General features: G+C 57.3%; 23 protein-coding genes and 1 riboswitch. All 23 genes read right to left on the minus strand.

The annotated features are described in order from the left end of the window. Positions 1-997 (minus strand): glycosyltransferase family 39 protein (locus tag GT003_RS29060; RefSeq protein ID WP_161704602.1); only part of this gene is annotated, 997 nt, incomplete at its 3' end. Positions 998-1,185: 188 nt separating this feature from the next. Further along, complete coding sequence (locus GT003_RS29065; RefSeq protein ID WP_161704604.1) at positions 1,186-1,977, minus strand: glycosyltransferase family 2 protein; 792 nt, start codon at positions 1,975-1,977, stop codon at positions 1,186-1,188. 38 nt (positions 1,978-2,015) lie between these two features. Then, a complete protein-coding gene (locus GT003_RS29070; RefSeq protein WP_161704606.1) occupies positions 2,016-3,476 on the minus strand; it encodes an alkaline phosphatase family protein in 1,461 nt (486 codons plus the stop codon). Then, positions 3,473-4,450, minus strand: a complete 978-nt coding sequence (locus GT003_RS29075; RefSeq protein WP_161704608.1) for a lysylphosphatidylglycerol synthase transmembrane domain-containing protein — start codon at positions 4,448-4,450, stop codon at positions 3,473-3,475. The genes GT003_RS29070 and GT003_RS29075 overlap by 4 nt, the downstream gene beginning before the upstream one ends. 203 nt (positions 4,451-4,653) lie before the next feature. Continuing rightward, positions 4,654-5,052 carry a F0F1 ATP synthase subunit epsilon gene (locus GT003_RS29080; RefSeq protein ID WP_161704610.1) on the minus strand — a complete coding sequence of 133 codons (399 nt, stop codon included), beginning with the start codon at positions 5,050-5,052 and terminating at the stop codon, positions 4,654-4,656. Positions 5,053-5,110: 58 nt separating this feature from the next. Next, positions 5,111-6,529 carry a F0F1 ATP synthase subunit beta gene (gene atpD, locus GT003_RS29085; protein ID WP_161704612.1) on the minus strand — a complete coding sequence of 473 codons (1,419 nt, stop codon included), beginning with the start codon at positions 6,527-6,529 and terminating at the stop codon, positions 5,111-5,113. 75 nt (positions 6,530-6,604) lie between these two features. After that, positions 6,605-7,465 carry an ATP synthase F1 subunit gamma gene (gene atpG / locus GT003_RS29090; RefSeq protein ID WP_161704614.1) on the minus strand — a complete coding sequence of 287 codons (861 nt, stop codon included), beginning with the start codon at positions 7,463-7,465 and terminating at the stop codon, positions 6,605-6,607. A gap of 123 nt (positions 7,466-7,588) precedes the next feature. Then, positions 7,589-9,103: a F0F1 ATP synthase subunit alpha gene (atpA, locus tag GT003_RS29095; RefSeq protein ID WP_161704616.1), complete on the minus strand. Its 1,515-nt coding sequence runs from the start codon at positions 9,101-9,103 to the stop codon at positions 7,589-7,591. 16 nt (positions 9,104-9,119) lie between these two features. Next, a complete protein-coding gene (locus GT003_RS29100) occupies positions 9,120-9,668 on the minus strand; it encodes a F0F1 ATP synthase subunit delta (RefSeq protein ID WP_161704618.1) in 549 nt (182 codons plus the stop codon). Next, positions 9,665-10,147 (minus strand): F0F1 ATP synthase subunit B, encoded by a 483-nt coding sequence (gene atpF / locus GT003_RS29105; RefSeq protein ID WP_161704620.1) that lies wholly within the window; start codon positions 10,145-10,147, stop codon positions 9,665-9,667. Before atpF ends, GT003_RS29100 begins: the two co-directional genes overlap by 4 nt. A 103-nt stretch (positions 10,148-10,250) precedes the next feature. Next, positions 10,251-10,475, minus strand: a complete 225-nt coding sequence (gene atpE, locus GT003_RS29110; RefSeq protein WP_110041963.1) for a F0F1 ATP synthase subunit C — start codon at positions 10,473-10,475, stop codon at positions 10,251-10,253. 73 nt (positions 10,476-10,548) lie between these two features. After that, the gene (atpB, locus tag GT003_RS29115; protein WP_161704622.1) at positions 10,549-11,304 is read right to left on the minus strand and encodes a F0F1 ATP synthase subunit A; all 756 of its coding nucleotides are present in this window, start codon (positions 11,302-11,304) and stop codon (positions 10,549-10,551) included. Then, entirely contained in the window at positions 11,304-11,714 is a 411-nt protein-coding gene (locus GT003_RS29120) for an ATP synthase subunit I (protein WP_161704624.1), read from the minus strand. Before GT003_RS29120 ends, atpB begins: the two co-directional genes overlap by 1 nt. Next, positions 11,714-11,968, minus strand: coding sequence for a hypothetical protein (locus GT003_RS29125; protein WP_161704626.1), 255 nt, complete (start codon positions 11,966-11,968; stop codon positions 11,714-11,716). Before GT003_RS29125 ends, GT003_RS29120 begins: the two co-directional genes overlap by 1 nt. A 187-nt stretch (positions 11,969-12,155) precedes the next feature. Then, positions 12,156-13,304 (minus strand): non-hydrolyzing UDP-N-acetylglucosamine 2-epimerase, encoded by a 1,149-nt coding sequence (wecB, locus tag GT003_RS29130; protein ID WP_161704628.1) that lies wholly within the window; start codon positions 13,302-13,304, stop codon positions 12,156-12,158. Positions 13,305-13,320: 16 nt separating this feature from the next. Then, a complete protein-coding gene (upp, locus tag GT003_RS29135; protein WP_161704630.1) occupies positions 13,321-13,950 on the minus strand; it encodes a uracil phosphoribosyltransferase in 630 nt (209 codons plus the stop codon). 172 nt (positions 13,951-14,122) lie between these two features. Further along, on the minus strand, positions 14,123-15,205 hold the full coding sequence (locus tag GT003_RS29140) for a glycine-rich domain-containing protein (protein WP_161704632.1): 1,083 nt from the start codon (positions 15,203-15,205) through the stop codon (positions 14,123-14,125). Between the two features lie 211 nt (positions 15,206-15,416). Then, positions 15,417-16,208: a sugar phosphate isomerase/epimerase family protein gene (locus GT003_RS29145; protein WP_161704634.1), complete on the minus strand. Its 792-nt coding sequence runs from the start codon at positions 16,206-16,208 to the stop codon at positions 15,417-15,419. A gap of 214 nt (positions 16,209-16,422) precedes the next feature. Next, positions 16,423-17,670, minus strand: a complete 1,248-nt coding sequence (locus GT003_RS29150) for a serine hydroxymethyltransferase (protein ID WP_170312374.1) — start codon at positions 17,668-17,670, stop codon at positions 16,423-16,425. A 114-nt stretch (positions 17,671-17,784) separates the two neighbouring features. Beyond that, complete coding sequence (locus GT003_RS29155) at positions 17,785-18,399, minus strand: TIGR01440 family protein (RefSeq protein ID WP_161704636.1); 615 nt, start codon at positions 18,397-18,399, stop codon at positions 17,785-17,787. A gap of 7 nt (positions 18,400-18,406) precedes the next feature. Beyond that, the gene (gene rpiB / locus GT003_RS29160; protein WP_161704638.1) at positions 18,407-18,874 is read right to left on the minus strand and encodes a ribose 5-phosphate isomerase B; all 468 of its coding nucleotides are present in this window, start codon (positions 18,872-18,874) and stop codon (positions 18,407-18,409) included. A 119-nt stretch (positions 18,875-18,993) separates the two neighbouring features. Then, a riboswitch (ZMP/ZTP riboswitch) is annotated at positions 18,994-19,076 on the minus strand. Positions 19,077-19,149: 73 nt separating this feature from the next. Further along, positions 19,150-19,731 (minus strand): arsenate reductase/protein-tyrosine-phosphatase family protein, encoded by a 582-nt coding sequence (locus GT003_RS29165; protein WP_161704640.1) that lies wholly within the window; start codon positions 19,729-19,731, stop codon positions 19,150-19,152. Between the two features lie 40 nt (positions 19,732-19,771). Next, on the minus strand, positions 19,772-20,353 hold the full coding sequence (locus GT003_RS29170) for a manganese efflux pump MntP (RefSeq protein ID WP_239565911.1): 582 nt from the start codon (positions 20,351-20,353) through the stop codon (positions 19,772-19,774). Between the last annotated feature and the right edge of the window lie 71 nt (positions 20,354-20,424).

The following is a 20,424-nucleotide window of genomic DNA, read 5'->3' on the forward strand; positions in this document are numbered from 1 at the left end:
CCGCGGGCCGCGCGCCCGCGCTCGCGCTGCCGCGGGGCGGGCGGGGTGCCGCCCCCGCGGAGAGCACGGCGGCGAACAGCAGCGCCGCCGCCGCCGCAAGCAGTGCCGTGGACCGGGCGAACATCCCGGTCCACAGCACGTTATCGCCCGCGAAGCGCAGCACGCGCGCCGCGAACGACACATCGCCGCCGGCGGAGGTAACGCCGCCGCCCCACTGGCCGAAATGCCCGGCGATGAAGGCAGCGCCCAGCCGGATAAAGCCCGCGGCACCGCCCTCGCTTAATGCCAGCCCGGCCAGCCACAGGAGCTGGAACCCGCAGGCCAGCGCCGCAAACGCCGCAAGCCGCGGCCATAACCGCCGCTTCTCCCCTCGCCAGTCCGCGATTGCGACGCCCAGCAGCCAAACAAGCCCGAGCCCGAAGGCGGCATACGACAGCCGCACGCCGATGAGCACGCCGAAGAGAAACAGCACGGCGGTCAGACGGGGCCAAGACCTGCGTTCCATCGCCCGCTGCCAGCTCCACAGGAACCACCACAACACGGCAATCCCGGCCGCTTCCGACATGGGCCGTTCCGCTTGCAGCCAAGTATAAGGCGACGTGATCGTCAGCAGCACCGCCAGCATCGCCCACGGCCGCGTCAACCGCCGTCGGGCAAGCAGCCATATCGGCACCGCTGACAAGCCGGTCAGCAGAATATTCAGCAGGATATAGGCGTCGGAAGGGCTGCCGGCCAGCCTTCGCAGCGCCATCGCGCCCATGACGAAATACGGATAGCCCGGAAAATGAGGCTGCATCGCCAGCAGGTCGAACCGCTCAAGCGCCAGCACGAAGTCCACTTCATCCCAGCTCGCCGCGTACGGGCTGCGATGAAGCCAGCTGTAGCCCGCCCACAGCAGCACGAGCAAGCCGGTCAGCCAAGGCGCGATACGCGCGCAAACGACAGCCGCCTTCCAGCCGACCGCCGCATGTTTGCTCCCCGATTCCCGATCGCCCACTTAACCCGCCTCCCTCAATACCGTTTGTTCCTCCAGCCCGACCTGCCTTACGCCATTTTCTTCCGCGAGAGCACCTGCATCGCCACGCCGTCCCCGTTTAGCCGAAGCTAACTATCTGCTTCAGCTTGCCGCTCACAGGGACCAGCCCATCAGCCGTTCCTATTCCAGGGCCCCGCCTATCTGCCGCTTCATTCCCGCTTCGCCGCCCGCCCCCGCACTTGAGCGCCTTCCGCGGCCAATTGCACGCCTGCGGCAAGCTTCCTCTTACGCACGCGGCTTTGATTGCCGACCGGACGCCGCATCTCCCGCCAGATCGCCGGCAGCACATGCCCCATATACTTGCGGAATTTAATAAACGACTGTCCGTACACCCGGACTTGATACGTGATCGGCACTTCTTCCATCACGAAGCCCTTCCGCACCAGATTGAGCGTCAGCACCTGCGCATAATTGTAATCATGGATGATTTCCGCGCTTTCCAGCGCTTCCCGCGAGAAACCGCGCATGCCCGACTGCCCGTCCCAAATCATGCGGCGCAGCAGCAAGGCCTGAAGCAGCGTAAAGCAGACATTGCCGATGCGCCGATGCAGCTTCATGCCCTGAATCGTCCCCTTAAACCGCGAGCCCATCGTATAATCCGCACGCCCCGAGCGAATAGGCGCGATGACCTCCGGAATCTCCTCCGCCGGATATTCGTTGTCCGCATCGATCATCAGCCCGATGTCGGCGCCCAGCCGCACGCAGCCTGCCAGCCCTTCCCGCACCGCCGCGCCCAGCCCGCGATTGCGTTCGAAAGACACGACATGCTCGGCTCCTGCCTTGCGCGCCTCCTCGACCGTGCCGTCCGTGGAACCGTCGTCCACGACCAGCACCTCGACTTCCCAGTCCATCCCTATTTCCCGGGGAATGCGCGCGATGACCCCGCCGATATTCCGCTCTTCGTTATAGGCGGGCAAAAACACGACCAGTTTCCTCTTCATCTTGATGTCTCCACTCTCTACGGAATCATTCGTTCGCGTTATTCAAATGCATCCTTCAGTATCGGCCCGCGGCTGTGGCTCGGAAGCGGCGCGCCCAGCAAATAACTAAGCGTCGGCGCAACCGATACGAGCGATTGCTTCGCGTCGATCTTGACGCCCTTTCTCACGTGCTGTCCGTACAGGAAGAAAGGCACGTACCGCTCTCCTTCGTCCAAATGCCCGTGACCGCCGATCCCGTCAGCCTGTCCATGATCCGCGCAGACGATGAACGTCGCGTTGTCCGCATCCCCGCGTTCCGTCAACCAGCCGACGAACTCCGCGATCAGCGCATCCGCTTCCTCGATTTTCTGCCGATACTCGTCGTACAGGGCGCCCATGCTGTGACCCGTTTGGTCGGTCGCGATGAACTGCACGACGAGCAGGTCCGGATTCTGTTCCGCGACGATAAGCTTCGCGCGCTCCATGATGTTGCGATCCGCCTTATCGTTATGCATCACGGCGGTCACGCTCTCCACATCGTCGCCCATGGAATCGATGAGATGCGCGATGCCGAGCAGTCGCCCGCGTTTGCCGATTTTGCGCAGGCTGTCGAAGATGGATTCGACCTTGATGCCGAGCTTCCATACCATGTTGGACGTAATCCCGTGTTCGCGCGGATAGGTGCCCGTGAACATCGAGGAGAAGCAGACGACCGTACGCGCCGGATACACCGTCTCCATCTGCGTATATTCCGCTCCTTCAGCCCGCCACTTCTTCAGGAAAGGCGCATTCGCTTCCTCGAACCTGTCCTTCCGCATGCCGTCGATAACCAATACGAACACTTTGCCCTCCGTCGACTTCGCGGGCCGTGCTGCAGGCACCGTATTGCCCGCCATCTCTTTGGGCTTCCAATCGAATAGATAGTGATGCAGCACCCATGCATAGACAGCCGCCCCGATCACGAACCAAGCGTAGCTCCCCCAGCCAAAATCATTCGCCTGCGCGGACGTTCCCGCCCACTTCGCGCCCGCCGTATCGACCACGAAGAGCAAAAGCAGGAATTTGGGCAGCTGCTCCTGCGCATTGCCGCTCGTGGAATCGCTGTTCTTCAGCACCAGCTTCCAGAAACGTCTGAAATTCCACCACGAGGTGCCGATGCGCAGATGATAATAGAACGTCCCCCAGAAGTAGATCGTGAAGAACAAAAACAAACCGATCCCTAACGCATACAGCCCGAGGTCAAGCTCCGTATCCCGCCAAAGCAGCAGCGCTGCGATTACAGGAAACCACAGATAATTGCGAAGAAACAACGGAAAATCGTAATAAAAATAAAGCGCGAACAGTGGCAGCGCAGCCAGCAGGCCAAGCCCCAACTGCTCCCAGAAGCTCCCGTCTCCCCATGCGTTCATATGGTAAAGAACGTATACGCTAAGCGTAAATATGGGCGTAAAAGGCTTTCCCTCGTTTAACAAATTCCAACAGCGCGCCGCTATGATTTCGAATCCTGACGCTTTCTTCATTCCCCTTGCCCCTCTCTCTTGTGCAGCCTAAGCCAGCCTCGCAGTTCCTTCCACGTAACGGCTGACAAAACGATCGATGCCGCTCCCGTTGCGAAGGCAAAAACAAACTTATAGCCGTGCGACAACAACGCTGCCGTATATGCAGCGCTCCCCGCGATGCCCAGCACGCCAAGCGATGCCGTCATCGTCGTCTCGTAGGTTCCGATGCCGCCGGGCGTAATATGAAAAAGCTGCCCGGCGACCGTCATTCCGGTCACCCATATCGCTTGCAAGGGATTCACGGAGAGTCCGAGCGCATGCACGACCCCATAGAGGACCGCTCCTTCCAGCAGCCAACTGGCAAACGTAAACATGGCCGCCGCGGCGCCCCTTCCCGAGGCAAGCGTCGTCCTCATATGCTCATAATGCCGCAGCACGAACCTAAGAGGCCCCTGGAGCCTTCCAACGTAGGTCGACTGTTTCCTCAGCCGCTCCAGTCCCAACCAGCCCATAGCGGCAATAAGCACTGCCATGCCTATCGCGGCCAAGTACCAAGGGGACGCTTCCAAGCCAAGCAGCAGCGCTCCCGAAGAGCCGATCAGCAACAGCGAGGCCATATCCAGCACGCGCATCGCGGCTACGGAGTGAAGCGCGTCGTCCAACCGCATGGAGGCGCTCCTCGCAAGCAAGCCGGTTCGCGCCAAGTCTCCTGCCTTCACGGGCAGCATATGATTGACCAGGAGACTGACGAACAACGGATGGATGTATAGCCGCAGCGGATCTGCCTTTTCCCGTCCCGCATAGAGACGCCACGAGATCGCCTTCAGCCAGAAGGAGAGTCCGTAGCCGACGGTCATGAGCGTCAGCATGCCCGGCGAATGCAGTAATCGCGACGCCGCTTCGCCGAGCATCCTTCCCTGAAACCAACGAACCGTAAACCATATAAAACAGGCCGTCAAACCAAGGCCGCCCACTAGAAGAACTAGTTTTCGCATACATTCATCCTGTCATCGGGAAGATTCACTTCGGCTCTAGTGAGAACCGTTATCATTTAGTAGTATAGTCGGCTCCATGCGTATTCGTCAAACGTTTTCATCCGCGTTTCGTTCCGATCAAGCCTGAATAACGACAAACAAAAAAAGCCGATCCTCCGGCAGATGACACCATCTGCTGGAGAATCGGCTTTCGATGCAGGCTGTTAGCCTTGTTTAACGGCGATCCGGTTCATTGCACGCTGCAGCGCAAGCTCGGCACGCAATTGATCGTGATTGTCTTTCTTGCCGCTCAGGCGCTGTTCGGCGCGCTGTTTGGCCGCTTCCGCGCGAGCAAGGTCGATATCGCCCGGCAGTTCCGCGCTTTCGGCCAGGATAACGACTTTATCCTTGCGGATCTCGAGGAAACCGCCGCCAACGGCGATTTTCTCTTCGGCGTTCTTCTTCTTGATCGTAATGGGAGCGATCTTCAAAGGCGTGACCATCGGGATATGATTCGGCATAATGCCCATCTCGCCCTCGGAGCCTTTGACGATCACCATATTGACATCCTCAGCATAAACCTTACGCTCAGGCGTTACGATTTCCAATAAAAAGGAGCTCATGATCTTACCCTCCCATGCGCCCTACGAGGTAAGACGCAACTTCGTTAGCTTAGGCGTATTAAACCTCTTGTGCGAGTTTTTGCGCCTTCGCAACTGCATCTTCGATCGTTCCGACGTTGTGGAATGCCGGTTCTGGAAGGTCGTCATGCTTGCCTTCGAGAATTTCCTTGAAGCTGCGTACCGTTTCTTTAACCGGCACGTACAAGCCCGGGATACCATTGAACGCTTCGGCAACGTGAAGCGGCTGCGACAGGAACAATTGGATACGACGCGCGCGGAGAACGATGAATTTGTCTTCTTCGGACAACTCATCCATACCGAGGATCGCGATGATATCGAGAAGTTCTTTGTAGCGTTGCAAAATTTTCTTAACGCCTTGCGCAACTTGGTAATGCTCTTCGCCGAGAATCTCGGGCGTCAGGATACGGGAAGACGATGCGAGCGGGTCAACGGCCGGGAAGATACCCATTGCCGCGATGCTGCGCTCAAGGTTGGTCGTTGCATCCAAGTGAGCGAACGCCGTAGCAGGAGCCGGATCCGTATAGTCATCGGCAGGAACGTAGATCGCTTGAATGGAAGTAACGGAACCTTTTTTCGTCGAAGTGATACGCTCTTGCAGTTGACCCATTTCAGTTGCCAGCGTCGGCTGGTAACCTACTGCGGACGGCATACGGCCGAGCAATGCGGATACTTCGGAACCGGCCTGCGTGAAGCGGAAGATGTTATCGACGAGCAGCAGAACGTCTCTGCCTTCCACGTCACGGAAATATTCAGCCATTGTCAGACCTGTCAGAGCTACGCGAAGACGCGCGCCTGGAGGCTCGTTCATTTGGCCGAATACCATCGCCGTTTTATCGATAACGCCGGAATCGCTCATCTCGTGGTAAAGGTCGTTACCTTCACGAGTACGCTCGCCGACGCCGGCGAATACGGAAATACCGCCGAGTTCTTGCGCGATGTTGTGGATCAGCTCTTGCAATGTTACGGTTTTACCTACGCCCGCGCCGCCGAAGAGACCGATTTTACCGCCTTTGGCATATGGCGCCATAAGGTCGATAACTTTAATCCCCGTTACCAGGATTTCTTGGGAAGTCGACAGCTCTTCGAACGTAGGAGCTTGACGGTGGATCGGGTTCGCGATCGAACGGTCGATGTCACCATTGTTGTCGATTGGATCGCCAAGTACGTTAAATACACGGCCAAGTGTTGCAGGTCCTACAGGTACTGTGATCGGGTTACCCGTATCTACAGCTTCTGTTCCTCTGACCAGTCCGTCAGTGGTAGACATTGCAACGCAGCGAACCAGGTTGTCGCCGAGGTGAGTTGCAACTTCAACCGTCAGTTTGATGTCGACTTCGCCCGGGTTTTGAGCTTTTTTCTCGATTTTTATCGCATTAAGAATCTCAGGCAAATGTCCGTTGTCGAACGCAATGTCGACTACAGGTCCTGTTACCTGGACTACACGCCCCTTGCTCATTCGTGTACCTCCTTCAATTTTCCGGAGAAAGACGCACTCCAGAAGCATTTTTCTTAGATAGATGGATGATAAATCTTACGACTGCGCATTCGCTCCGCCGACGATTTCCGCAATTTCTTGCGTAATTGCCGCTTGGCGCGCACGGTTGTATGTTAACGTCAAACCTGCGATCATCTTCGTCGCGTTCTTCGTTGCATTGCCCATTGCCGTCATTCGTGCGCCGAACTCACTCGCTTTGCCTTCTAATACCGCGCTGTAAATCACCGTTTCCGCGTATTTGGGAAGCAAGACGTCGAGTACCTTCTCAGGTGACGGCTCATATTCATAACTAGCCTTCGCACCCGAAAATTGCGACTGATCGAGCGGAAGCAGCTGCTTGATTACGGGAACTTGGGTAATTGCATTATAGAATTGGTTATATACGAGGTTCAGCTCGTCGTATTTGCCAGCTTCAAACCTCTTAACGGCGGCTGCCGCAAGCGACTTGATATCCGCAAATTTCGGCGAGTCGGACAGGCCCGTTACTTCATCTGCTATGGCGATGCCCCGGCGCTTGAAGTAGTCGCTGCCTTTACGTCCAATAACGAAGATCTCGTATTCTGCAGGAGACTTATGCTTCTCTTGCAAAGCCACCCATACTTTACGAAGTACGTTCGCATTATAACCGCCTGCCAAACCGCGATCCGAAGTGACGACCAGATACGCCGTACGCTTGATTTCACGGCTTTGCAGCATGGGATGCTTAATAGCGCCTCCGCCCGATGCAATGCTCGCTACGACTTCCTTGATCTTGTCGGTATATGGACGGGATGCTACCGCAGCATCCTGAGCTCTCCTCAACTTCGCGGACGAGACCATCTCCATTGCCTTCGTAATCTGCTTCGTATTCTGCGTGCTCTTGATCGCGCGTTTGATTTCGCGCATGCCTTTAGCCATTCGTTGTCACCACCTTGTTACCGGCTTTCTCTGGCGAAGCTTCGCTCCACCCTCAGCCGGTTCTATTCTGCGCTATTATTCGAACCGCACGCACGGCGTGCGGCCCGAAGGTGAGAATATGGTTTAAACCGACGCTGCAAAGCTGTTTTTGAACGATTTGATTGCCTCAACCAGCGCTTTCTCGTTGTCGGAAGTCAGATCTTTCGTATCGCGGATGGAAGCGAGAATTTCTGGCTTGTTCCCATCCACGTAGGCCAGCAGGCCAGCTTCGAAACGACGTACGTCTTGAACCGGAATGTCATCTGTGTGCCCACGCGTTACCGTGTACAGCGATACGACTTGACGTTCTACCGGCAGCGGCTGGTTAACGCCCTGCTTCAGAATTTCAAGCGTACGTTCGCCGCGGTTCAGACGGGATTGGGTTACTTTATCAAGATCGGAACCGAATGCTGCGAAAGCAGCCAATTCGCGGTATTGGGCAAGGTCGGTCTTGAGCGTGCCCGCTACTTTTTTCATGGCTTTGATTTGAGCCGAGGAACCTACGCGGGATACAGAGTTACCAACGTTAACCGCTGGACGCTGACCGGAGTAGAACAGGTCGGACTCAAGGAAGATTTGACCGTCCGTAATCGAAATTACGTTCGTCGGGATGTAAGCCGAGATATCGCCGGCTTGCGTCTCGATGAATGGCAGAGCAGTCAAGGAACCGCCGCCGAGCTCATCGTTCAGCTTCGCTGCGCGCTCCAGCAAACGGGAGTGAAGGTAGAATACGTCGCCCGGATAAGCTTCCCGACCCGGAGGACGGCGGAGCAGCAAGGAAAGCTCGCGGTATGCTGCCGCTTGTTTGGAAAGGTCATCATAGATAACAAGCACGTGTTTGCCGTTGTACATGAAGTACTCGCCCATCGAGCAGCCCGTGTAAGGCGCAATGTAAAGGAGCGGGGACGGCTCGGACGCGCTCGCAGTTACGACGATCGTGTATTCCAAAGCGCCTTGTTGGCGAAGGGATTCAACGACCGTACGAACCGTGGATTGCTTTTGTCCGATGGCAACGTAGATACAAATTACGCCGTTGCCTTTTTGGTTAACGATCGTATCGATCGCGATTTGCGTTTTACCCGTTTGGCGGTCGCCGATGATAAGCTCCCGTTGGCCGCGGCCGATCGGAATCATCGCATCGATGGCTTTGATGCCCGTTTGCATCGGCTCGAATACCGATTTACGAGCCATAACGCCCGGTGCCGGAGATTCGATCGGACGCGTAGCTGTCGTTGCGATCGGTCCGTTGCCGTCAACCGGTTGACCCAGTGCGTTAACGACGCGGCCCAGAAGCGCTTCGCCTACAGGTACTTCCATGATGCGGCCGGTTCTTTTCACTTGGTCGCCTTCGCGGATGCCCGTGTATGGTCCCATGATAACGACACCGACGTTGCTCTCTTCAAGGTTAAGGGCCATGCCCATAACGCCGTTCGAGAATTCGAGCAGTTCGCCAGCCATTGCGTTCTCAAGGCCGTGGACGCGAGCGATACCGTCACCGACTTGGATGACCGTACCGACGTCTACGACTTGAATTTCGGATTTAAATTGTTCGATCTGTTGTTTAATCAGCGTGCTGATTTCATCAGGTCTGATACTCAATTCCGTTCACCCCTATCTACAATGCTTGAGTTTTCAATGCTTGTTCCAGTCGAGCAAGCTTGCCGGAGAGGCTGCCGTCGTACAGACGGTCGCCGATGCGCACTTGTACGCCGCCGAGCAGAGCCGGTTCAACGATTTGATTCGCGATAATGCGTTTGCCCACCAGTTCGCCGAATTGGGCGGAAACTTTGGACAATTCTTCGCTGGACAGCGATTTTGCCGTATATATCGTAGCGCGTGCCTGACCAAGCGCTTCTCCCGCTACTTTCGTATAAGCTTCGTACACGCTGCCGATTGCGCCTTGACGGCCACGGACGATCAGAAGCTCTACCGTATTCAGAACCATAACCGATACTTTGTCGGACAAGGCACCTTTGATGATGGCGATCTTCTGGCTGACTTCAACGTTCGGCAGCGCCAGGAATTTGCGGATCTGCGCATCTCCGGTCAATGCTTCGACGACGACTTTCAGCTGCGTCTCGACATCGGCGACCGCGTTGCTGCTCTGTGCCAGCTCGAACAGCGCTTTAGCGTAGCGTTTAGCTACGACGCTCTCGCGGCTCATTTGCTTCCAACCTCGTTCAAGTATTGGTCAACGAGCTGCTCTTGGGACTTGTCATCGATTTGTTTCTCGATGATTTTGGATGCGATCATGACGGACATGCCGCTGACTTGGCCGCGAAGCGCCGCGATCGCTTTGTTTTTCTCGTTCTCGATATCTTTGACCGCTTCGTCCTTCAGGCGAGTCGCCTCGGATTTTGCAGTGTGTACGATCTCGTCCGCTTGCTTCGAGCTCGTTTGTTTGGCTTGCTCGATAATGTCATACGCGTCTTTACGTGCTTGCTGAAGACTGGATTTTTGCTCTTCGTATTGTTGTTCCGCTTGCTTGCGGCTGTTCTCCGCGCTCTCAAGCTGATCCTTCACGAACTGCTTGCGCTGTTCCATGATGGAAAGCAGAGGACCGAACGCATAACGGCTAAGCAACCAGTATAGAATTCCGAAGGCAATCAGTTGGATGAAAAAATTTGTCCATACGATATCCAACGTACGTCACTCCTTTCCGTAAATTAGCCGGCCGCAACGGTGCTGCCAGCAAAAGGAAGGCGCGGAGGCAATGGCACTCCCCGCCGGTTTTGCAAGTTCGCTATTAAGCTTCGCCGTAGAAAATGAACGCAAGAACGAGGGAGATGATTGGAAGTGCCTCGACGAGCGCGACACCGATGAACATCGTCGTTTGAAGCGTACCGCGAAGTTCAGGTTGACGGGAAATACCTTCTACCGTACGACCTACGATCAAACCGTTACCAATACCTGCGCCTAGTGCTCCCAGACCGAATACAATTGCTGCTGCAATTAAAGCTGTTGCTCCCATTAGAGAAATCCTCCTTAAATGTTTGAAAATAGTAGTTTTATATTGTCCCGCATTGAACGGGGTTGTTACTGTGTTAATGGTCTTCGTGAACGATCGCCTGCGACATGTATACCATGGTCAGCATAACGAATACGAAGGATTGAATCGCGCCGATAAACATACTGAAGCCCTGCCATACGATCAGCGCCGGAATACCTACCCAGCTCAGCTGCATGATGACGGAAATCATAACCTCGCCCGCGAAAATGTTGCCGTAGAGACGCAGCGACAGAGACAAAGGTTTCGAGATTTCCTTGATGACGTTCAGCGGGAAGAATGGAATGTAAGGCTCGAAATAGTGTTTCAGATAATGTTTGCGGTTACGGCGCAAGCCCTCAACGTGCGTGAGAACGATGACGATCGCCATCAAAGCACCTGCAACGGCCACGTCTGCGGTAGGCGATTTCCACCAGGAGATGTGCGCCTCTTCTTCACCGTCAGGAATAAACAATTCCATGCCGAGGAAAGTCGCTCCGTGATGCGCTTCCGTGACGATGCCGAGCGGAAGGCCAAGCATGTTCGCCACGAACAGATACATGATCAAGGAAATGCCGAGAATCAAGTACGGCCGTCCCTTCTTGATATCCATCGACGTTCCGATCAGGTTAATGACGAACTCGATTACCCACTCCAAGAAGTTCTGCATTTTCGTCGGATTCGTTACGGATGCACCCCGAACCGCCACTTTTGCAAGCACGAACACGATTATGCTGGTGATAACAATGGTGAGGATTGCAGCGAGGTCCCAACGCATGCCGAGCCAATGCACTTCAGGAAAAATATGTTCCATTAGTTGTTTTCACCCCTTTCATCGGAGAAATGCCTTGCTGCCGATCTGCCCTTGGAACGAAATCCCAGTATGAGTGTTGCCAATTGGGCAACAAATAATCCCGCGACCGTTCCGTAGACGTTGAAAGAAAAGTACCGGGTTGCCACGACTGCCGCCAGCAGACCGATGCACGCGCGCGTCAGAAAGCCTAGATTGCCGCGCCGCTTGATGCCGGCTGCCGCGTTAGCGCCCGCCCGTTGTACTTTCCACGAAAGATGGAAGGCGTTTACAAGACTTGCCGCAGTGCCTAAAACAAGGCCGCCGAAGAGCGATTCTCGTTCTGGGAACAGGGCCCACCCCACGAAACAGAGAGACAAAAAAAAGAACGTAACCCGCATGACCGTTCGAAGGTGGCCGGACAAATCATCCATTAGTTAGCTTTGCCCCCTGTGAACGTTCGAATCAAAAGCACCGTCATAATGACGGCCACGACAAAACCCGCAGCCATGCCGACAATGCCGCCATTTCCGGCGTCAATTTTCGACCCGATCCAGTAGCCCAGCCCGAGACATGCACCTATGGTGCCGCCGACAGATCCGATCAGGCCCATTGCCCGCCACGGATTATCGCCGAGAGTACCGTTTGCTGCGTTGCGATTCTTGTCGTTATCGGATGGATTCGTCATAGAATCACTCCAAAACTCTTATTTATTTTAGCCAAGCCGGTTCCGATTTGTCAATTGATATAAATTCAAACATTTAGTGAACGGTTAGCCGGAAACCCTTGATTTACCTAGGGTTTCCGGTTTTTCAAACCGTACAGTAGCACTGTATGCTGTAGCGTTGGCGGGCATGCCTGCCTAGCAGTGTAAACTATGAACGTTGTGTGAACGACTCCGGGCGCTCCGCGCGTCTTCCAAAATGATGCAGGATCGCCTGCACAATCCGGACGGAGGCTTGTCCGTCGCCGTATGGATTAGCCGCTTGGCTCATTCGGCTATACAGCTGTTCGTCCGACAACAGCGCCCGCGCGCGGTCGTAAACGACAGCTTCGTCGGTGCCGACAAGCTCCAGCGTTCCGGCCTTGATGCCCTCCGGGCGCTCTGTCGTATCCCGAAGCACGAGGGTCGGCACGCCAAAGGACGGCGCTTCTTCCTGCAAGCCGCCGGAATCGGTCATGATCATATGCGCATGCGGATAGAAATTATGGAATTCGAACACGTCGAGCGGCTCGATCAGCTTAATGCGCGGATGGTTGCCGAGAATTTCGTTGGCCGGCTCGCGGACTGCCGGATTCAAGTGCACCGCGTAGACGACCACCACGTCTTCGAACTCGTCCGCGATCCGTTTCACCGCCCGGAAAATATTGCGATGCGGCTCGCCCAGCGCCTCGCGGCGATGCGCCGTCATCAGAATCATCCGTTTGCCCGCCGCCCATTGGATGACCGGGTGCATGAAGGAAGGATCGACCGTGTACTGGAATACGTCCGTTGCCGTATTGCCCGTTATGTAGATTGCCGATTCCGGCTTGTTTTCTTTGCGCAGATTGTCCGCCGCTTGATCGGTCGGCGCGAAATGCACGTCCGAGAGCACGCCGGCCAGCTGGCGGTTCATTTCTTCCGGGTACGGCGACATCTTGTTCCAGGTGCGAAGGCCCGCCTCGACATGGCCCACTTGAATTTGCTGCGCGAAAGAGGCGTAGCTCGCAAGGAAGGTCGTCTGCGTATCGCCGTGAACGAGCACGATATCCGGCTTCGATTCGCGAAGGACCGGTTCCAGCCCCTCCAGCACGCGAACCGTCGTCTCGGTCAGCGTTTGTCTTTCTTTCATCACGTTTAGATCGTAATCCGGCGTGATCTTGAAGAAATCGAGCACTTGGTCGAGCATCTGCCGGTGCTGCGCCGTAACGCAGACGATCGATTCGATCTCGTCCGGATGTTTCTCGAGCTCCAATACGAGCGGAGCCATCTTCACCGCTTCCGGCCGCGTGCCGAAAATGGTCATTACCTTCAACTTTGCCAATGGGAGTCACTCCTAATTATTTGGTTCCGAACATGCGGTCGCCGGCATCGCCGAGACCCGGTACGATATAGCCGTGGTCATTGAGATGGCTGTCGAGCGAAGCCAGAAAAATATCGACGTCGGGATGTGCCTCCTGGACGGCCTTCACGCCTTCCGGAGCCGCGATCAGGCACATCAGCTTGATCTGCGTGCAGCCCCGCGATTTCAACGATGCGATCGCCGCGTTCGCGGACCCGCCCGTCGCCAGCATCGGGTCGACGACGATCAGCAGCCGTTCCGTGGCGTCGGCCGGCAGGTTCACGTAATATTCGACGGGCTGCAGCGTCTCCGGGTTGCGGAACAGTCCGATATGTCCGACTTTAGCGGCGGGAATCAGCTTCAGCATGCCTTCCACCATGCCAAGGCCGGCACGCAAGATCGGAATCAGGCCCAGCATGCGGCCGGAAACGACTTTGCTCGGCGCTTCGACGATCGGCGTCTGGACGTTGATCGTCTCCAGCGGCAGATCGCGCGTAATCTCATACGCCATCATGGTAGCGATCTCGTCTACAAGCTCGCGGAAATCCTTCGTCTTGGTGTCTTTGTCGCGAATATGCGTCAGCTTATGCTGAATGAGCGGATGGTCGCAAATTGTAAGAGTGCCCATTATTCATCCTCCTGGAAATCTTCTTCAACTGAGTATTATAACATTCGACGTCCAATTGTGCACACGCGGCCCCGAAGCCCCCAAATCCTATGCAAAGTATGCCCGAATGCGCCGATTTCTTGCAATTGAAGAGGACTCGCGAAAGCAGCGTGCAACAGCGTGAACGACCGCGCTAGCTGCTTCCCCCGCCGCAGGAGGAACCGCCGCCGCACGAAGATCCTCCGCTGCAGGACGATCCGCCATCGCTCCCGCCGCCGCTGTCGCCGCCACCACCGCAGGAGGACCCATTGTCGCTGCCGCCGTCGCAGGATGATCCGTCTCCCCCGTTGGAACCGTCCTCGCTGCTGCAGGCGAAGACATTCCCGCCGCTCCCGTTATTGAGTTCCTCATCGGGTCGATAATCGTCCATCCGGGAGGGGAATAGATCCGCCGGCCCCCACGACGAGAAGAAGAAGGCACCCGATAATGCGCCCGTCATCATGCCCGAAGAGCTCCAATCCGAGTCGTAGGCAGCCGCTCGCGGCTCCTCATGGCGAGAAGCGGCAAGTCCCCTTCCGCGCTCGATCAGGTAATCGACGATGGCCGACAGATCCGGAAACCGCTCCGCGGATCGAACGTTGAACCGACTGCCCTTAAGCGTCTCCGCATCAGATGACTCCAGAGCTTCCATCAGCTCGTGCGGCAATGGCGTCCGGTAAAACGCCCCCCACAGCCGCGCGCTTCCTGCGGCAGGCAGAAACAGCTCGCCGTAGATCCAGTCGAACCAGGCGCGCTCTCCGGGATCCGGCTTGGCATCCGGCGCATGCGGCGCATGATGAATAAGCTGTCCGCAGAATCCGTTGCAGAAGGTCTCGTATTCCCGCGTGAACATGAGCATCTCATGCCACACGCCGTCGACCTTCGCGCTGTACATCGGCACCCCGCGAAGCACGCCGCACATCAGGAAATACCGCTTCAGCTCGAACCAGCGCCAGCGCCATTCCGCGTCGCGAAGGTTCGGTTCGCCGCGCAGGACCCTGTCCTTGACGCGCGCCTCGAAATCCGCCGTCAGAGCTGCCTCCAGCCGTAAAGCGGCAGGCCGCGCCGGATGTCCCTCCGGAACGCCGAGGCACTCCGGCGGGACGGGAAGCGGCGCAGAGGAGCGGCTCATGCGCGGACGGCCCGGGCCGCGGGCGGAAGCGCCGTTTCTCGACTTCATCAAATTGGACACGACGACTACGGCGAGCAAAATGATAATAATTGTCAACAACGGCACTCGGACCGCACCGCCTTTCGGGATAGATAACTCCATCATAGCACGCACGGCACAGGCAGCATGCGGTTTTTGAGGAAAAATTAACTTATGCATCTTACCTGATTTACGCGCCAGAAAAAATCCCCCTCCGGTCTGGAGGGCGCTTAGCGCGTTGTTCCAGCGGAGAGGGATCTATCTTCGTCACCGATGATGGCTGCAAGCCGTTTATTTCTTAGCCGCGAAGCAGCAGCCGGTTCATATGATCAACCGTAAACTTGACGCCTTGCTCGCCGAGTTCTCCCGTCCACGTGCTGGAGTGCGGCTCTATGCTCAGTCCGCCCTGGTAACCAACGCCGTACAGGATCGCCATGAACGTTCCCCAGTCGGTTTGGTCGAGACCCGCCGGCGGATCGTCGAAGCGCTTGCCGTTCACGATGACCGAGCCTTTGATATGCACGTGCAGGAAACGATGTCCCCAATCCGTCATCTCGCGCAAATAATCCTGTCCGTTGTAACGGGCATGGGACGGGTCGAATTTGATGCCGAGCTCGGGCAGGTGACCATGGATGAGCTTCCATGCCGTCTCGTCGACGATATAGCTGTTCCAGTGGCAATTGTACGTCGCGATGCGGACGCCGCGGTCCCGGCCGTAATCCAGCAGCTTCTCGAGATAGGCAATCGAAGCACGAACATTCTCGAAGTAGGACAGCTCTTCGACATAGTTGGCTCCGCAGACGAAGACCGGGCAGCCCAGCTCCCGACAAGCGTCGATCAGCGCGTAGGAAGCTTGAAGCTCTTCCTCGACGATGCTGCCGTCCTTCGCGATCCGGTCGGGGCCCCAGCGGCCGATCGAACCTACGCCGACGCCGGTGCGCTCGCTCGCTGCCTTCAATTCGGGCAATTTGACGACAAAGTCGCTCGCCGGCACGCCGACATTAATGCAAAACTCCAAAAACTCCAGGCCGAGTCCGGCGGCATAATCGAAACTTTCCGCCTTCGGGTCAGCAATGATGCCTAATCTCATGTTCGAGTCTCCTCCACGGTCCATATTATGCGCGTTCAGCCGCAGGACGGCCGACCGTTTATGGATTCGACGGAGCGCCGCTTTCCCCTGCCTCGCGCGGCAAATCAAAAAACCAAAGAGCCATTGGCCTGCTGCGCGGTCGCAGCGGCCAATGGCTCGTCAAGAACGGGCAGCGCGGCAGCCGAAGCCGCGGCTGACCGCGTGAAAGGCAATCTTAGTAAGCGATGCCCGGGTAAAGCGGGTACTGCGACACGAGGTCGCTGACCATGCCGCGCGCTTTCTCCAGCACGGCTTCGTCTTTCGGGTTCTTCAGCGTCATCGCGATGACTTCCGCGATCGTCTTCATCGCTTCCGTGCCCATGCCGCGGGAAGTCGCCGCCGGCGTGCCGATGCGGATGCCGCTCGTGATGAACGGGCTTGTCGGATCGAACGGAATCGCGTTTTTGTTGACCGTGATTTGAACGGAATCCAAGACATGCTCCGCGTCCTTGCCCGTGATGTTCAGGTTGCGCAGATCGATCAGCATGAGGTGGTTGTCCGTGCCGCCGGAAACGATGTTGATGCCTTGCGCGATCAGTCCGTCAGCCAAAGCTTTGGCGTTGTCGATGACGTTCTTGCCGTATTCTTTGAACGAAGGCTGCAGCGCTTCGCCGAATGCAACTGCTTTAGCCGCAATGATGTGCATCAACGGGCCGCCTTGGGAGCCGGGGAATACCGCTTTGTCGATCGCTTGCGCCCATGCTTTGCGGCATAGGATCATACCGCCGCGCGGTCCGCGAAGCGTCTTGTGCGTCGTCGTCGTCACGAAGTGCGCATGCGGAACCGGGCTTGGGTGAAGACCCGCGGCTACCAGACCTGCGATATGCGCCATGTCGACGAAGAGCAGCGCGCCTACGTCATTGGCGATTTGGCCGAGTTTCTCGAAATCGATGATGCGCGGGTACGCCGAAGCGCCTGCGACGATCATGCGAGGGCGGTGTTTGAACGCCAGCTTGCGCACTTCTTCGTAATCGATCGTGAACGTGTTCTCGTTAACGCCGTAAGCAACGAAATTGTACAGCAGGCCGGATGCGTTAACCGGGCTGCCGTGGGTCAAGTGACCGCCGTGCGCGAGGTTCATGCCGAGAACGGTATCGCCGGGATTCAAGGCCGCCAGGTAAACAGCCATGTTGGCTTGCGCGCCGGAGTGAGGCTGAACGTTGGCATGCTCGGCGCCGAAAAGTTCTTTGGCGCGATTGCGCGCGATATCTTCCGCGATATCGACATGCTCGCATCCGCCGTAGTAGCGTTTGCCCGGGTAGCCTTCCGCGTATTTGTTCGTCAGGACGGAGCCCATCGCTTCCAGAACCGCCTCGGAGACGATGTTCTCGGATGCGATCAGCTCGATGTTGTCGCGCTGGCGCTGCAGCTCCAGGCCCATTGCTTTCATGATTTCGGGATCTTGCTTACGTAGGTTTTCCATAATTATATCTCCTCCTAAAAGTTAAATGAGCGCAGCCCGGAGCCGGGAGTAAGGATGAACCGGCATGAAAACAACCGATCCGGTCCGATGCATGCGCGTAGTCATGACGATGCGTTAGTCGCAGTTGCCGCTGGCGGCGTCCGCCTCCGGCTCGCGCACATAAACCGCACGTTCCCCGCCGATCAACTTCGGCCTCGTGAAGGCCATCGTCAAATGAGCGGACCCGATCGAACGAACGGATGGGCGCACCGGTACCGCAACGCGCTTCAAATGCATGCCGATGAACGTGTCGCCGATATCGATGCCGGCATGCGCCTGCACGGTTTCGACGAGGCACGCGTCAGGCAGCGCGCGGAACGCATAGGCTGCCATGGAGCCGCCCGCTTTCCGCACCGGGACGGCCGATACGAGCTCAAGCCCGTACCGCTCCGCCGCTTCGCGTTCGATGACAAGCGCCCTGTTCAAATGCTCGCAGCATTGAAAGACCGGGTAAAAGCCAAGCTCGCGCCGCACAGCTTCGATGCCGGCATAGATCGCCTCCGCCGTCTCCAGCGTGCCGGACGTGCCGATCCGCTGGCCAAGCACCTCGCTCGTGGACACGCCCACGACGAGCAATTGCCCTTGCCGGAGGTTCCCGGCCTCCGCCAGCTCGCGCACGGCCGTCTCCACGTCACTCGTCAGTCGCGCCGGCTGCCAAGCCGCTTCCGTATCCATATGGCTCACGGTCATCCGCTCCTTATTCCGCGTGCGCGGGATGCGCGTATTTCGCTTCGATCTGCTTCACTTTGCCCAAACGGCCGACATGACGCTCGCCGCCCGAGAACGGCGTTTCCAGCCAGATGCGGATGATTTCCTGCGCGATGCCCGGTCCGATGACGCGCTCGCCCATGGCCAGCACGTTGGTGTCGTTGTGGTCGCGCGTCGCTTGCGCCGAGAACATGTCGTGCACGAGCGCGCAGCGGATGCCCGTTACTTTGTTCGCGGCGATCGACATTCCGATGCCCGTGCCGCAAATGAGAATACCCCGATCAGCTTTCCCTTGCGCGACCAGCTCGCATACCGGCAGCGCGTAATCCGGATAATCGACGGACTGCTCGCAGTCGCAGCCGACATCCTCCACTTCATGGCCCAGCGATTGAATGAATGGGACAACGACTTCCTTTAGGCTGAAGCCCCCGTGGTCTGCTCCGATGGCGATTTTCATCCTGCATATACCTCCCGATTGAGACCGCGCGATGGCGGAAATTGTCGATTCGCAATGGTTCTAGTATACCTGATTTCGCCGGAAAAGACGAAAAAAGAGCAAGCATGCTTACGCACGCTGCTCTTTGCCCAGGCGACCGGCCGTATGATCCGATGCTCCACCGTGGTTGGACCCACTTTCGTCGCCAGTTACATCGGAAACCGTCTTTAATTGCTTTTATCATACCGGATCATGCCGGCAAAATCAATCCATTCCGGGCGAAATGCCCCACCCAATTATTTACGCTGCTGCAGCCGGTCGAGCAGCTTGTGAAGGGCTTTCTCGATCTCCGCTGCGCTCTCTTCGTAAATCTGAACCGAGCCGCCGAAGGGATCGGCGATGTCGAAGCTCGGGATGCCGGCTTCCAGCTCGAGCAGCCTGCGGCGCTCCGCGTCCGTCAGCTGCCCGCCGAGCGCCTGCTTCATTTGGAAATCCGTATACAAGCTCTCCAGCTCCGCGATTCGCCGCTGCCCCTCTTCGTCCTGGTGCACGAATTCCAGCAGCGTATGCGTCTTATCGACGGCCGCAGGGAAGCGCTGGAGCAGATGCCGCTTATGGCTGGCCGTCATCGTCAAGATAAGATCCGCCCAAGTGATCGATCCGCTCTCGAGCGCAGTAGACCCGTTATTATGATGAATGTCCCGCCTGCGAAGCACGGACTGCGCGTTCGTCGATACTGGCAGCCCGTCGACCGTGGATACGCCGGCGGAGCGGACCTCCAGGGACACGCCGCGCTTCTGGGCAAGCGACCGAAGCATCGCCTCCGCCATGGGCGAGCGGCAAGTGTTGCCGGTACATACGAATAAAATCCGTTTCATGCGAGAGCCCTCCTCTAAGTTGATGGCAGGCTTGCTGCCTTCAGAATATGATTAACAGCCCAAACGTAAATAGAATGACCCCGCCGATCGCTTCCCCGTATTCGCCGAGGCTGGAGCTGACCCTGCGGCCGAGCATCAATCCCGCGATGGACATGCAGCCGCCGGCCAAGCCGAACAGCAGCACCGCGACCAGCATATCCACGGCGAACATGCCGAGCGAGAGACCGACCGAGAACGAATCGATGCTGACGCTGAGCGCGAAGATCAGCATGCCCCAGCCGCTGCGGGGATTAATCGACGTCACCGCCCCGCCGCGGAGCGAGGTGTAAATCATATGGCCGCCGAGCAAGAGCAGCAGCCCGCCCCCGGCCAAAGCGGCTACGCTGCCAAGCAGCGCGCCGACGTAATTGCCCGTGAAAATGCCCATCACCGGCATCAAGATATGAAAAAGCGCGATAAGCGCGCTCAGCTTGAGAATGTCCAGCAGCCGAATGCCTTTGAGCCCGATGCCCACGCCTAGCGAAAATGCATCCATCCCGAGTGCCAGCGCGATAATGACCAGCGTCATCAACTGCCCCGCGTGCATGCCCGTCTCCACCATGCCGAACCACTCCCTGTCCATAATCTCATCCAAGCATATGCGGACAAGGTTGGAAAGATGACCGGAAGGGCTGGTTGGATTGGCGGGAAGGG

Origin of the sequence: Paenibacillus sacheonensis (assembly GCF_009909195.1) — a bacterium.
GTDB classification, from domain to species: domain Bacteria; phylum Bacillota; class Bacilli; order Paenibacillales; family Paenibacillaceae; genus Paenibacillus_Z; species Paenibacillus_Z sacheonensis.

Excerpts from the sequence above, each read along its gene's own strand:
- rpiB (WP_161704638.1), bottom strand. The coding sequence starts at position 18,874 with ATGAAAATCGCCATCGGAGCAGACCACGGGGGCTTCAGCCTAAAGGAA.
- GT003_RS29065 (WP_161704604.1), bottom strand. The coding sequence starts at position 1,977 with ATGAAGAGGAAACTGGTCGTGTTTTTGCCCGCCTATAACGAAGAGCGG.
- GT003_RS29150 (WP_170312374.1), bottom strand. The coding sequence starts at position 17,670 with ATGGAAAACCTACGTAAGCAAGATCCCGAAATCATGAAAGCAATGGGC.
- GT003_RS29145 (WP_161704634.1), bottom strand. The coding sequence starts at position 16,208 with ATGAGATTAGGCATCATTGCTGACCCGAAGGCGGAAAGTTTCGATTAT.
- GT003_RS29080 (WP_161704610.1), bottom strand. The coding sequence starts at position 5,052 with ATGAGCTCCTTTTTATTGGAAATCGTAACGCCTGAGCGTAAGGTTTAT.
- atpB (WP_161704622.1), bottom strand. The coding sequence starts at position 11,304 with ATGGAACATATTTTTCCTGAAGTGCATTGGCTCGGCATGCGTTGGGAC.
- GT003_RS29070 (WP_161704606.1), bottom strand. The coding sequence starts at position 3,476 with ATGAAGAAAGCGTCAGGATTCGAAATCATAGCGGCGCGCTGTTGGAAT.
- atpE (WP_110041963.1), bottom strand. The coding sequence starts at position 10,475 with ATGGGAGCAACAGCTTTAATTGCAGCAGCAATTGTATTCGGTCTGGGA.
- GT003_RS29165 (WP_161704640.1), bottom strand. The coding sequence starts at position 19,731 with ATGAAACGGATTTTATTCGTATGTACCGGCAACACTTGCCGCTCGCCC.
- GT003_RS29100 (WP_161704618.1), bottom strand. The coding sequence starts at position 9,668 with ATGAGCCGCGAGAGCGTCGTAGCTAAACGCTACGCTAAAGCGCTGTTC.
- GT003_RS29075 (WP_161704608.1), bottom strand. The coding sequence starts at position 4,450 with ATGCGAAAACTAGTTCTTCTAGTGGGCGGCCTTGGTTTGACGGCCTGT.
- GT003_RS29155 (WP_161704636.1), bottom strand. The coding sequence starts at position 18,399 with ATGACCGTGAGCCATATGGATACGGAAGCGGCTTGGCAGCCGGCGCGA.
- atpD (WP_161704612.1), bottom strand. The coding sequence starts at position 6,529 with ATGAGCAAGGGGCGTGTAGTCCAGGTAACAGGACCTGTAGTCGACATT.
- GT003_RS29120 (WP_161704624.1), bottom strand. The coding sequence starts at position 11,714 with ATGGATGATTTGTCCGGCCACCTTCGAACGGTCATGCGGGTTACGTTC.
- GT003_RS29170 (WP_239565911.1), bottom strand. The coding sequence starts at position 20,353 with ATGGACAGGGAGTGGTTCGGCATGGTGGAGACGGGCATGCACGCGGGG.
- atpG (WP_161704614.1), bottom strand. The coding sequence starts at position 7,465 with ATGGCTAAAGGCATGCGCGAAATCAAACGCGCGATCAAGAGCACGCAG.
- GT003_RS29125 (WP_161704626.1), bottom strand. The coding sequence starts at position 11,968 with ATGACGAATCCATCCGATAACGACAAGAATCGCAACGCAGCAAACGGT.
- upp (WP_161704630.1), bottom strand. The coding sequence starts at position 13,950 with ATGGGCACTCTTACAATTTGCGACCATCCGCTCATTCAGCATAAGCTG.